Consider the following 12,889-nt stretch of genomic DNA (forward strand, 5'->3'; position numbering starts at 1 on the left):
CGTCAGGCCCCACCGTTGTGGTGGGGCCTGGCGTGTTATGTGTGTGTCGGCTGTGTCCTACTCTCCCACACCATTGCTAGTGCAGTACCATCGGCGCTGTCAGGCTTAGCTTCCGGGTTCGGAATGGGGCCGGGCGTTTCCCTGACGCTATGACAGCCGTACGTTTTGTTCACCATCGTCTCACCCCGTGTGGGGTGGTGGGTCGTGGTGTGGGAGCTGGGTAGTGGACGCGTGCAGTAAGTGTGTGTGTGTTGTTAGGTTGTTGGCGTATTAGTACCGGTCAGCTGCGACAGTCGTTAGTCCTGTCTTCCACGTCCGGCCTATCGACCCACTGGTCTGGTGGGTGCCTTCACAACAAAATGTTGTTGGAAACCTTATCTTGAAGCAGGCTTCCCGCTTAGATGCTTTCAGCGGTTATCCCTTCCGAACGTAGCTAACCAGCCATGCACCTGGCGGTACAACTGGCACACCAGAGGTTCGTCCGTCCCGGTCCTCTCGTACTAGGGACAGGTCTTCTCAAGTTTCCTGCGCGCGCAGCGGATAGGGACCGAACTGTCTCACGACGTTCTAAACCCAGCTCGCGTACCGCTTTAATGGGCGAACAGCCCAACCCTTGGGACCTACTCCAGCCCCAGGATGCGACGAGCCGACATCGAGGTGCCAAACCATGCCGTCGATATGGACTCTTGGGCAAGATCAGCCTGTTATCCCCGGGGTACCTTTTATCCGTTGAGCGACCACGCTTCCACAAGCCATGGCCGGATCACTAGTTCCGACTTTCGTCCCTGTTTGACCTGTCAGTCTCACAGTCAAGCTCCCTTGTGCACTTACACTCGCCACCTGATTGCCAACCAGGCTGAGGGAACCTTTGAGCGCCTCCGTTACATTTTAGGAGGCAACCGCCCCAGTTAAACTACCCACCAGGCACTGTCCCTGAACCCGATTAGGGTTCGAGGTTGAGGTATCCGAAACCACAAGAGTGGTATTTCAACGATGACTCCACACACACTAGCGTGCATGCTTCATAGTCTCCCACCTATCCTACACATGTAATACCGAATACCAATACCAAGCTATAGTAAAGGTCCCGGGGTCTTTCCGTCCTGCTGCGCGTAACGAGCATCTTTACTCGTACTGCAATTTCGCCGAGTTTATGGTTGAGACAGCGGAGAAGTCGTTACGCCATTCGTGCAGGTCGGAACTTACCCGACAAGGAATTTCGCTACCTTAGGATGGTTATAGTTACCACCGCCGTTTACTGGGGCTTAAATTCTCAGCTTCACCACCAAAGGTGGTTGACCAGTCCTCTTAACCTTCCAGCACCGGGCAGGCGTCAGTCCGTATACATCGACTTGCGTCTTCGCACGGACCTGTGTTTTTAGTAAACAGTCGCTTCTCCCTGGTCTCTGCGACCCCGATCCGCTCAACACAGCGTGTGTGTATCACGGTTGGGGCCCCCCTTCTCCCGAAGTTACGGGGGCATTTTGCCGAGTTCCTTAACCATAATTATCTCGATCGCCTTAGTATTCTCTACTTGATCACCTGAGTCGGTTTGGGGTACGGGCGGCTAACACCTCGCGTCGAGGTTTTTCTTGGCAGCAGAGGATCACCAACTTAACCCCATCAGATCTCACCCTTAATAAGTCCCGGATTTACCTAAGACTTGAGCTACATCCTTGGCCGTCGTCTACCATCGCGACGGTTTGGCTACCTTCCTGCGTCACCCCTGTTCATACGCTCACGCCACACCACGCCACACCCAGCACACATCACCACACACAACCCGAAGGCTATGCATGCGTCAGTGTGGGAGGTGTTTTATAGTGTTTTGTGTTGGGCGGTGTTTCACCGGTACTAGAATATCAACTAGTTGTCCATCGACTACGCCTGTCGGCCTCGCCTTAGGTCCCGACTAACCCAGGGCAGATTAACTTGACCCTGGAACCCTTGATCATTCGGCGGACGGGTTTCTCACCCGTCTTTCGCTACTCATGCCTGCATTCTCACTCGTGTAGTCTCCACCACTGGGTTACCCCGCAGCTTCATCGCCCACACGACGCTCCCCTACCCATCCACACACCTGAACCCACAAGGGGCTAGGTACATATGTGAATGCCACAGCTTCGGCGGTGTACTTGAGCCCCGCTACATTGTCGGCGCAGAATCACTTGACCAGTGAGCTATTACGCACTCTTTCAAGGGTGGCTGCTTCTAAGCCAACCTCCTGGTTGTCTATGCAACTCCACATCCTTTCCCACTTAGCACACGCTTAGGGGCCTTAGCTGGTGGTCTGGGCTGTTTCCCTCTCGACTACGGAGCTTATCCCCCGCAGTCTCACTCCTACACTCTGACTTACCGGCATTCGGAGTTTGGCTAACGTCAGTAACCTGGTGAGGCCCATCGGCTATCCAGTAGCTCTACCTCCGGTAAGAAACATGTAAGGCTGCACCTAAATGCATTTCGGGGAGAACCAGCTATCACGAAGTTTGATTGGCCTTTCACCCCTACCCACAGGTCATCCCCCCAGTTTTCAACCTAGGTGGGTTCGGTCCTCCACGCGGTCTTACCCGCGCTTCAACCTGCCCATGGGTAGATCACTTCGCTTCGGGTCTAGACCCAGCGACTCATTCGCCCTATTCAGACTCGCTTTCGCTACGGCTGCCCCACACGGGTTAACCTTGCCACTGAGCACTAACTCGCAGGCTCATTCTTCAAAAGGCACGCCGTCACCCCAACGAGGGAGGCTCCGACGGATTGTAAGCACATGGTTTCAGGTACTATTTCACTGCCCTCCCGGGCTACTTTTCACCATTCCCTCACGGTACTGATCCGCTATCGGTCATTAGGTAGTATTTAGGCTTACGAAGTGGTCTTCGCTGATTCACACGAGATTTCTCGGGCCCCGTGCTACTTGGGATCCCACGACACAGGTATACATGTTTCAGTTACGGGGGTATCACCCTCTACGCCACTCTTTCCCAAGAGTTTCACCTACACGCATACTTGATAACTGTGTGTTCAAACGGCAGCTTGAACCACGTGGTCCCACAACCCCATACACGCAACCCCTGCCGGGTATCACACGCATATGGTTTGGCCTTATCCGCTTTCTCTCGCCAATACTCACGGAATATCTTTTCCTGCCGGTACTGAGATGTTTCACTTCCCGACGTTCCCTCTACCTTGCCTATATATTCAGCAAGGAGTACCCCAACATGACTTGGGGTGGGTTTCCCCATTCGGACACCCTCGGATCACAGCTCGTTTGCCAACTCCCCGAGGCTTATCGCAGGCTACAACGTCCTTCATCGGCTCCTAATGCCAAGGCATCCACCATGTGCTCTTAAAAACTTAACAAAACACAAAAAATTTCATACAAAATCACAGACACCAAAAAAGACATAAAATCATTTTTTGATTAGATGCTCGCGTCCACTATCCAGTTCTCAAACAACGACCACACCCACACAAACAACCACCACCCTCAAGCAGCGTCATCCATGCGACATGGCTAAAACCTCAAACCCTTCCCCCATACACGCACGAACGCGCACATAAGAAAAACGGGTTGATGTTTCATAACCCAACAGTGTGTTTGACCCCAACCACCCACGCCCGCACACTTCCACCAACCCCCAAAAAAGGTCAGGTACTACGTGCACGCACACATGATCAAGGAATGCTTGTCAATGTTCCACCCATGAGCACAACCACTAGAACACTCGCCTAGCGCATTGCATATGCTCCTTAGAAAGGAGGTGATCCAGCCGCACCTTCCGGTACGGCTACCTTGTTACGACTTAGTCCCAATCGCCAATCCCACCTTCGACGACTCCCTCCCACAAGGGGTTAGGCCATCGGCTTCGGGTGTTACCAACTTTCGTGACTTGACGGGCGGTGTGTACAAGGCCCGGGAACGTATTCACCGCAGCGTTGCTGATCTGCGATTACTAGCGACTCCGACTTCATGGGGTCGAGTTGCAGACCCCAATCCGAACTGAGACCGGCTTTTTGGGATTCGCTCCCCCTCACGGGATCGCAGCCCTTTGTACCGGCCATTGTAGCATGCGTGAAGCCCAAGACATAAGGGGCATGATGATTTGACGTCATCCCCACCTTCCTCCGAGTTGACCCCGGCAGTCTTCCATGAGTCCCCACCATAACGTGCTGGCAACATAGAACGAGGGTTGCGCTCGTTGCGGGACTTAACCCAACATCTCACGACACGAGCTGACGACAACCATGCACCACCTGTACACCAGTCCGAAGAGGCGACTATCTCTAGCCGTTTCCGGTGTATGTCAAGCCTTGGTAAGGTTCTTCGCGTTGCATCGAATTAATCCGCATGCTCCGCCGCTTGTGCGGGCCCCCGTCAATTCCTTTGAGTTTTAGCCTTGCGGCCGTACTCCCCAGGCGGGGCACTTAATGCGTTAGCTACGGCGCGGAACTCGTGGAATGAGCCCCACACCTAGTGCCCAACGTTTACGGCATGGACTACCAGGGTATCTAATCCTGTTCGCTCCCCATGCTTTCGCTCCTCAGCGTCAGTTGCGGCCCAGTGACCTGCCTTCGCCATCGGTGTTCCTCCTGATATCTGCGCATTCCACCGCTACACCAGGAATTCCAGTCACCCCTACCGCACTCTAGCCTGCCCGTACCCACCGCAAGCCCAACGTTAAGCGTTGGGTTTTCACGGCAGACGCGACAAACCGCCTACGAGCTCTTTACGCCCAATAATTCCGGACAACGCTTGCGCCCTACGTATTACCGCGGCTGCTGGCACGTAGTTAGCCGGCGCTTCTTCTGCAGGTACCGTCACTTTCGCTTCTTCCCTACTGAAAGGGGTTTACAACCCGAAGGCCTTCATCCCCCACGCGGCGTCGCTGCATCAGGCTTTCGCCCATTGTGCAATATTCCCCACTGCTGCCTCCCGTAGGAGTCTGGGCCGTGTCTCAGTCCCAGTGTGGCCGGTCGCCCTCTCAGGCCGGCTACCCGTCGTCGCCTTGGTAGGCCATCACCCCACCAACAAGCTGATAGGCCGCGAGCCCATCCCTCACCAAAAAAATCTTTCCACCCACAAAAGATGCCTCTATGGGTCGTATCCAGTATTAGCCACCGTTTCCAATGGTTATCCCGAAGTAAGGGGCAGGTTACTCACGTGTTACTCACCCGTTCGCCACTAATCAAAAAAGTGCAAGCACTCTTCATCATCGTTCGACTTGCATGTGTTAAGCACGCCGCCAGCGTTCGTCCTGAGCCAGGATCAAACTCTCCATGAAAAAATAAAATCCATAGACACCAACACCACGCACGGGAAAACGCACGACAGCATCAGCACTAAAATTTGAAACCAGCATCCAAAAAAACAACTAGCATCAAAAAACACACCCACACAACGTGCACGCATGTTCCTTCACAACCAGAATCATTAAACAATAAAAGACATGTTTAACAACAAAAAAATATTTTTGAATACCAAAAATAAAAACGAACATCACCACAATGCATGAAACCCACCCATCTAAAGCAGGAAACACACACCACAACAATGCCCTAATGGCATCAACAATCAAACACACTATTGAGATATCAAACAACAACCACACACCATCAAAACCCAGCCAAACAAACCAGCCGAACCCATCCGGGGCAACCTCTCAAGCCTACACCATCCGGCCCGCAAACCCAAACCCACATCACTGCGATCTAGATCATACAAACAAGCCAAAAAACGCACACTCACAAGGAAAAACCAACACAACCAAACCAACAAACAACCGAAGCCATTCACCAACCCGTCGCGCTGACAAAAGAAAACATTACCCACCCACACCCACCAAAATCAAACCCACACCACGTGACCGTAACCACACCCAAAACTGCTATTAAAAATGCCAGATTCTCTGTAAAAGAATCTGGCATTTTCAAAAAACAAATATTCGTTTATTAATGTGTGTCATCAACAATCCGTTTAACAAAAAACAAGGATGTTTCAAACTGCTGATACATTCCGTACGGCTGCAACTCCTCGTACCCACGTGAACGGTATAAGCCAACAGACTCAGGCTGCAAAGTTCCGCTCACCAAAACAATCTGTTCGAACCCACGCTCAACAGCAATCCGATGAGTCTCATCAATGAGTGCATGCGAATAACCGCGGCCACGATACTCAGGCAGCACATACACCCTACGCATCTCAACAGTCCGCGCAGCTCCAAAGACGTCCTCTGCACCAGTGACATCTACCAGGGCCGCACACCCAACAGGCAACTCGCCATCATCTGTGTCGATGTAAAGCACAGACATTGATACAACGCCGTCTGGAGCAGGCTCATTCAGAGTTACAGGAGAGTCATAACGAGCGGAAAGATCCCTGCTTTGCCCGTTTCGTAATTCGACAGCATCCGCGTTATCCCACGGAACTTCCCTCACCTGCATGAACTCATACTTTCTCTCAACAAACACTAAGGCGGCCTAAACATACAGTTTAGGCCGCCTTATACGCATCACACGATCACTTACGTGAGTGCATGTGATCACACACGTTGGATTATGCGTGCACCAAAGATGAAAGCACAGAAGTGAAGAAACCTAAGCCATCAACACCGCCACGTACGCTAGTGCCGTTATCAACACCAAAGCCGGTTTCAACCGCATGCTCTGGGTGCGGCATGAGACCCACAACGTTGCCTCGCTCGTTAGTAATACCGGCGATGTTACGACGCGAACCATTCGGGTTCCAGCCCTGATAGCGGAAAGCAACACGACCCTCAGCTTCTAAAGCATCAAGCGTGTGCTCATCAGCAACATACTGGCCGTCTTGGTTCTTCAAAGGAATGATGATCTCTTGACCTTGCGCATAGTCCCGTGTCCACGCTGTTTCAGCGTTTTCGACAACAAGGGTTTGCTCCCGGCAAATGAATGACAAGTGATCGTTCTTGATCATTGAGCCAGGAAGTAGATGCACCTCAGTTAAAACTTGGAATCCATTACAGATACCAAGCACAGGCATACCGCCACCCGCAGCATCTACAACCTTCTCCATGACAGGTGCGAAACGAGAAATAGCGCCTGCGCGCAAGTAGTCTCCATACGAGAACCCACCGGGCAAAACAACTGCATCCACCGAATGAAGGTCAGCGTCAGCGTGCCACAGCGACACTGCTTCCGCCCCTGCGAGTCGCACAGCACGTGCTGCATCACGGTCATCCAACGTTCCAGGGAACGTGATCACACCGATGCGAGCCTGAGCGATTCCTGACATCAGGCAACCTCTCCCGATGCGTCCTTCACCGAGACAACGTCTTCAATGATTGGGTTCGACAACAAGGTCTCAGCAGCTTTACGAGCATTTTCGAGAACCTCAGGCGTTACATCGCCTTCAACCTCAAGCTCAAAGCGCTTACCTTGACGAACTGATACGAAACCATCAAAACCCAAACGAGGAAGGGCACCAGCAACGGCCTTCCCTTGCGGGTCGAGGATCTCTGGCTTAGGCATTACGTCGACGACTACGCGTCCCACGGGCACTCCTGATATAACGAGGAAATCCTTTTGAGAAAAGGGGTAGCGGCTTTAGTCTATCTGCGAATAAAGCCCGCATTGAATTACGACCAGATAGCGGCACACGTTAAGCGTTCACCGTGACGACTATCTCCCCTTACAAAAACTCACTATACAATACAAAACATGACAAAAAGCCTGCCTTACATAGCACTTGGCCTAGGGATACTAGCCATCATCAGTATTTTCGTACCGCCCCTTGCTTTAACCGCAGGAATCGGTGCATTAATCACCGGAATCATCGCGTTACGCGCCGCCGAAACCAGCAAAGAACGCAACCTGTCCTGGACTGGAATCCTCTGCGGAGCGACCGTCATGCTGCTCGTCATCGGCGCATTACTTACACTTTTACCCACATAAGCACGCAGGTAAAAAGGTACTACAAGTCAATAACTTGGCCCGTTAACCGCGTAAACGCCTCAACATAACGCTCCTGAGTAGCCTGAATAACCTCAGCGGGAAGAGCAGGCGGCTCACTGCCACTGTTCTTATCCCAACCGGAGGCAGGAGAGGCTAACCAGTCACGAATGTACTGCTTATCAAAGCTTGCTTGAGATCCGCCCGGCTTCCACAAGTTCATGTCCCAGAAACGTGAAGAGTCTGGAGTCAGCACCTCGTCGCCCAACAGAATCTCACCGGTTTTAGGGTCAGAACCAAACTCAAACTTCGTGTCAGCCAAAATCACGCCACGAGAACGAGCAATATCCTCCGCACGGGCATACACATTAATCGTCAAATCGCGCAGCACCTCGGCAGCAGCCCAACCTAGCCGCTCTGCTACCTGCTCGAACGTAATGTTTTCGTCGTGCTCACCAACTTCAGCTTTTGCCGCTGGAGTGAATATTGGGGATTCAAGACGTGAACCATCCACAAGACCTTCCGGCAGCGACACCCCACACACAGTGCCGTCAGCCTTGTACTCAACCAACCCTGAACCCGTGAGATACCCACGCGCAACACACTCAACAGGGAACATGTCGAGGCGTTTGCAGATCATTGCCCGCCCATCAACCTCAGCTGGAATCAAACCGTCGCCTTCAGCAACTGACACATCCGTAGAAACAACATGATTACCGACGATGTCTGAGAACTGCTCAAACCACCACAAGCTCAGCCGAGTAAGAACCTTGCCTTTACCCGGAATACCTGGCTCCAACACGCAGTCGTAGGCGCTCACGCGGTCTGATGCCACCACAAGTACGACATCCCCTAAAGGATGCTCACCGCCAAGCGCTTCAACATCAGGAACGTACAAGTCACGGACTTTACCCGAATACTGATGTTTCCAACCTGGCAGGTCTGCGGTAGCTACGTCCAAACCGGACATGGTGGCACTCCTCATTCACAACACTTAACTTACGAATATTCAACACTTACACGTAGTGCCTGCCAGATGTGACTCTGGCAGGCACGCACGTTATGACTGTGTAGCTGGTTTGATCTCTCCGCGAGCTGCTTTCAAAGCAATATCGGTACGGTGGTGTGAACCACGCAAACCAATCGCATCAACGCCCTGGTAGACCCGCTCACGAGTAGCGTCTAAATCGTCGCCAAGGGCAACGACCGACACAACACGTCCGCCCGACGACACCAGCACATCGTCAACAATTTTGGTGCCAGCGTGAAGAACATGCACACCGTCAAGAGCGTTTGCTGCACTGATTCCTTCAATAGGATCACCCGTTACTGGAGTGTCTGGGTACCGTTCAGAAGCGACAACAACTGTCACTGCTGTTTGTGGATGCCATTGCAGTTCAGGGAAATCAGCAAGTTCACCCTTTGCGGCGGCAAGCAACAGAGCAGATAGTGGCGTCTGCAAACGCGCAAGCACCACTTGCGTCTCTGGGTCACCAAAACGAGCGTTAAATTCAACAACCCGAGTGCCCTTGCTTGTTAAAGCAAGCCCCACATACAAAATCCCGGCAAACGGTGTTCCACGACGAGCCATCTCGTCAATGGTTGGTTGCGCAATAGTGTCAATAACTTCTTGGACCAGTGAAGCGGGTGCCCACGGCAGCGGCGAATACGCGCCCATGCCACCAGTGTTTGGGCCTTCGTCGTCGTTGCCTACGCGTTTAAAGTCTTGTGCTGGCGCTAAAGCGCGCACGGTTGCACCATCTGAAACGACGAACAATGAAACTTCTGGGCCATCTAAGTATTCTTCGATGACGACGCGGCCGTCCTGGCCACGGTTTGCAAAGCAGTCTGCCGCGTGTGCATAAGCTGCCTCGCGATCATTCGTTACGACGACGCCTTTACCTGCGGCAAGACCGTCATCTTTTACAACGTAAGGTGCACCAAAATCGTCGAAGGCTTCTTCTACGTGCGCCAGAGTTGTGCACACGTACGGTTTTGCGGTTGGTACGCCAGCAGCTTCCATTATTTCTTTGGCGAAAGCCTTGGAACCTTCTAAACGTGCGCCTTCTTGCGATGGGCCAAATGTTGGGAATCCTGCGTGTCGAGTAGCGTCTGCCACCCCAGCAACAAGTGGTGCTTCTGGGCCAATCATGATGAGGTCGGCTGCGATTTCTTGCGCTAACGCAACAACCGCTTCGGGGTTGTTCGCGTCAATACCATGCAGCGTTGCGGTCTCCCCAATGCCTGGGTTGCCTGGTGCGGCGTGAATCTCATGCGCAGGAACACCTTCCGCATTCAATTCTGAGTTCAACGAATGGACGATTGCGTGTTCGCGGGCACCGGAACCAAGTACGAGGATTTTCACGTAGCCGATTCTACTGGAGGGCACGGTTCTACTGACACTCTGTTCACTGGTCAAACCTGCCTACACAGCTATTTTGATAACCCTCATACTCTTACCCGCACGAACAGGCTCACTTCCCCGACACCGCTGACACACAATCATCCTCGTCAGCCGTTGTTCTCGCTACATCCGACTGCCCTGCGGATATCTCAGCATCCACAGGGCAGTCGCACGCATCAAAACCAATAAATCTTAGAGAAGGCCTTGCGCAATAATGCGGTTGATTGCGGAGAGGTTCACTCCCCCACGGAACTCAAGACGAACGCGGCCTACAGCGCTGAACCACAACTCAAGTTCACCATCAAGGTCAAAGGTTCCAGCAGTCTCAATCGAATACGCCTGAATCTTGCTGTACGGCAACGACGTGAAGTCTTTCTTCTTGCCAGTCATGCCTTGAACGTTCACCGTGATAAGTCGCTTAGACGTGAAAACTACGTAATCCCGCATCCCCTTGAACGCGACATAAGGCTGTTCATTCTCGAGGAGTAGCGGAGAAATCTCAGGCAAAACAGAGTCAAGGGATGTTTCGCCAAGTTTGACTAAAGAGCCATTTCCAAAATCAATCATGCACTGATCATAGTGGCGTGCATCTCACACAACAAAGAAAATTTATCTCATACATCAGCAAAGGGGCTTAACGCATCCACGTTAAGCCCCTTTGATCTAACTCTCAGGTGTATCAGTCAACCAGTTCGTGACGCACAATCGTGTGCTCACGGCCAGGCCCAGTACCGATCGACGAAATACGGCAACCAGAGATGCCCTCCAACGCAAGCACATACGCCTGCGCGTTTTTTGGCAAGTCTTCAAACTTTTGCACGCCGTAAATGTCTTCCGTCCAACCAGGGAAGTACTCATAAATTGGCTTTGCGTGGTGGTATGCCGACTGGTCAGTTGGCATTTCGTCGTAACGTACACCATCGACGTCGTAGGCAACACACACTGGAATCTCTTCAATACCAGTAAGCACGTCCAGCTTGGTCAAGACAAGGTCAGTCAAACCGTTGACCCGAGATGCGTAGCGTGCCACAACAGCGTCATACCAGCCACAGCGACGAGCGCGTCCAGTTGTCACACCGAACTCTCCACCCGTCTTCTGCAAGTGGATGCCCATCTCGTCAAACAATTCAGTTGGGAAAGGGCCTTCGCCAACACGAGTGGTGTACGCCTTAATAACACCAATAACTCGGTTGATTCGAGTCGGACCAACGCCAGAACCAGTGCACACGCCACCAGACGTTGCATTCGATGAAGTAACAAACGGGTACGTACCGTGGTCAATATCAAGCATGGTTGCCTGACCGCCCTCAAACAAGACGGTCTTGCCCTCGTCCAACGCCTTGTTCAAAACAAGAGCGGTGTCGTGGACCATCGGGCGCAAACGCTCAGCAAGTGCCAAAAGTTCTTGAACGATCTCTTCAACAAGAACCTCACGGCGGTTGTACACCTTAACCAGCAGATGGTTTTTCTGTTCGAGAGCGCCTTCAACCTTGGCGCGCAAAATCTTCTCGTCAAACAGATCCCACACGCGAATGCCAACACGGTTGATCTTGTCTGAATAGGTTGGGCCGATACCGCGGCCTGTCGTACCAATACGGCGCTTCCCTAGGAAACGTTCCGTCACCTTGTCCATGGCGCGGTTGTACGACGGAATAACGTGTGCGGAACCAGAAATCAAAAGCTTCGAAGTGTCAACGCCACGTGACTCAAGCGCATCAAGTTCTTGGTACAGAACTTCAATATCGATTACGACACCGTTACCGATAACGGGAGTCACGCCTGGAGACAAAATGCCTGAAGGCAGAAGGTGGAGCGCGTATTTCTCGCCGTCGATGACAACAGTGTGACCGGCATTGTTACCGCCGTTGAACTTCACGACGTAATCGACTTGCGAACCGAGCTGGTCGGTCGCCTTGCCTTTGCCTTCGTCGCCCCACTGGGCTCCGACGACTACGAGGGCTGGCATGGAATATCCCCACTTTCGCTGCCGCTAGGTTTGCACATGAGAAGCGGCAGTGACGCAGAGAGCGTCATCGAGTGCTGCCAGCCTCGGCGGAATCCGGGCGGCAGTAACCCGTTTTCCCATAAGAGTTTACCGATTTTTTGCGTTTTTTATAGGGTGACATCAAAAGTTACTACCCTGCTCGTCTCAAAAAACGCGTACTACTGCGCCACCTGCGACATGCAATTTTGCTTTCCACTCTGCAGGCGCCGCCATCTCGATCTAGAATCATCGCATGTTTGAGATCTCCACCACACCCATCGTCACCACGTTGACGATCGACGGAGATCTAGACCTGTCGGCCCGCCCCCAGTTCATCGAAATCGTGGCTCGGATCGCGAGCTTGAAACAGCGTCTACTCACCGTCGACATGTGCAACGTGGACTTTATGGACTCAACCGGCGCTGCCTTTTTAATCTCGCTAGCAGAAACAGGGCAACGTCGAGGCTGGATGACCGTACTGCGCGGCTGTTCTGAGTCCAACCAATTCGTCTTGGACATTTGTGGCGCTACATTACTGTTCCGCTTTGATCACGAACATTCCTGTTTAAAAACGCCATAAA

The 12,889-nt window shown here is 52.5% G+C and carries 10 protein-coding genes and 3 rRNA genes; 3 read left to right on the forward strand and 10 right to left on the reverse strand.

What is annotated here, in order from left to right; translation table 11 throughout:
* Positions 1-44: 44 nt before the first annotated feature.
* From rrf to ACR9EC_RS08170, 3 genes are all read right to left on the reverse strand, one after another.
* Positions 45-161: ribosomal RNA gene (rrf, locus tag ACR9EC_RS08160) — 5S ribosomal RNA — on the reverse strand.
* Between the two features lie 89 nt (positions 162-250).
* Positions 251-3,357: ribosomal RNA gene (locus ACR9EC_RS08165) — 23S ribosomal RNA — on the reverse strand.
* A 394-nt stretch (positions 3,358-3,751) separates the two neighbouring features.
* Positions 3,752-5,279, reverse strand: a 16S ribosomal RNA gene (locus tag ACR9EC_RS08170).
* The 16S, 23S and 5S rRNA genes sit together here, the layout of an rRNA operon.
* Positions 5,280-5,556: 277 nt before the next feature.
* Between ACR9EC_RS08170 and ACR9EC_RS08175 the strand changes: the two genes are divergently transcribed.
* On the forward strand, positions 5,557-5,889 hold the full coding sequence (locus ACR9EC_RS08175) for a hypothetical protein (RefSeq protein WP_435298737.1): 333 nt from the start codon (positions 5,557-5,559) through the stop codon (positions 5,887-5,889).
* 57 nt (positions 5,890-5,946) lie between these two features.
* On the opposite strand, the gene ACR9EC_RS08180 is transcribed toward ACR9EC_RS08175, so the two are convergent.
* From ACR9EC_RS08180 to purS, 3 genes are all read right to left on the reverse strand, one after another.
* The gene (locus tag ACR9EC_RS08180; RefSeq protein ID WP_435298738.1) at positions 5,947-6,438 is read right to left on the reverse strand and encodes a GNAT family N-acetyltransferase; all 492 of its coding nucleotides are present in this window, start codon (positions 6,436-6,438) and stop codon (positions 5,947-5,949) included.
* Positions 6,439-6,550: 112 nt separating this feature from the next.
* Positions 6,551-7,264, reverse strand: a complete 714-nt coding sequence (gene purQ, locus ACR9EC_RS08185) for a phosphoribosylformylglycinamidine synthase subunit PurQ (RefSeq protein ID WP_435298739.1) — start codon at positions 7,262-7,264, stop codon at positions 6,551-6,553.
* The gene (gene purS, locus ACR9EC_RS08190) at positions 7,264-7,524 is read right to left on the reverse strand and encodes a phosphoribosylformylglycinamidine synthase subunit PurS (RefSeq protein WP_435298740.1); all 261 of its coding nucleotides are present in this window, start codon (positions 7,522-7,524) and stop codon (positions 7,264-7,266) included. Before purS ends, purQ begins: the two co-directional genes overlap by 1 nt.
* A gap of 165 nt (positions 7,525-7,689) precedes the next feature.
* Here purS and ACR9EC_RS08195 point away from each other — a divergent pair, with 165 nt between their 5' ends.
* Positions 7,690-7,923, forward strand: coding sequence for a hypothetical protein (locus tag ACR9EC_RS08195; RefSeq protein WP_435298741.1), 234 nt, complete (start codon positions 7,690-7,692; stop codon positions 7,921-7,923).
* Positions 7,924-7,942: 19 nt separating this feature from the next.
* Here the strand turns inward: ACR9EC_RS08195 and ACR9EC_RS08200 are convergent, their stop codons facing one another.
* From ACR9EC_RS08200 to ACR9EC_RS08215, 4 genes are all read right to left on the reverse strand, one after another.
* Positions 7,943-8,890: a phosphoribosylaminoimidazolesuccinocarboxamide synthase gene (locus tag ACR9EC_RS08200; protein ID WP_435298742.1), complete on the reverse strand. Its 948-nt coding sequence runs from the start codon at positions 8,888-8,890 to the stop codon at positions 7,943-7,945.
* 90 nt (positions 8,891-8,980) lie between these two features.
* Complete coding sequence (gene purD / locus ACR9EC_RS08205) at positions 8,981-10,285, reverse strand: phosphoribosylamine--glycine ligase (RefSeq protein ID WP_435298743.1); 1,305 nt, start codon at positions 10,283-10,285, stop codon at positions 8,981-8,983.
* A gap of 231 nt (positions 10,286-10,516) precedes the next feature.
* Positions 10,517-10,891, reverse strand: coding sequence for a PH domain-containing protein (locus ACR9EC_RS08210; RefSeq protein WP_435298744.1), 375 nt, complete (start codon positions 10,889-10,891; stop codon positions 10,517-10,519).
* A gap of 112 nt (positions 10,892-11,003) precedes the next feature.
* A complete protein-coding gene (locus tag ACR9EC_RS08215) occupies positions 11,004-12,290 on the reverse strand; it encodes an adenylosuccinate synthase (RefSeq protein WP_435298745.1) in 1,287 nt (428 codons plus the stop codon).
* 271 nt (positions 12,291-12,561) lie between these two features.
* On the opposite strand from ACR9EC_RS08215, the gene ACR9EC_RS08220 reads away from it, so the two are divergent.
* On the forward strand, positions 12,562-12,888 hold the full coding sequence (locus tag ACR9EC_RS08220; RefSeq protein WP_435298746.1) for an STAS domain-containing protein: 327 nt from the start codon (positions 12,562-12,564) through the stop codon (positions 12,886-12,888).
* The last annotated feature ends 1 nt before the right edge of the window (position 12,889 follow it).

Origin of the sequence: Timonella sp. A28, assembly GCF_051200815.1 — a bacterium.
Taxonomy (GTDB): Bacteria; Actinomycetota; Actinomycetes; order Actinomycetales; family Cellulomonadaceae; genus Timonella.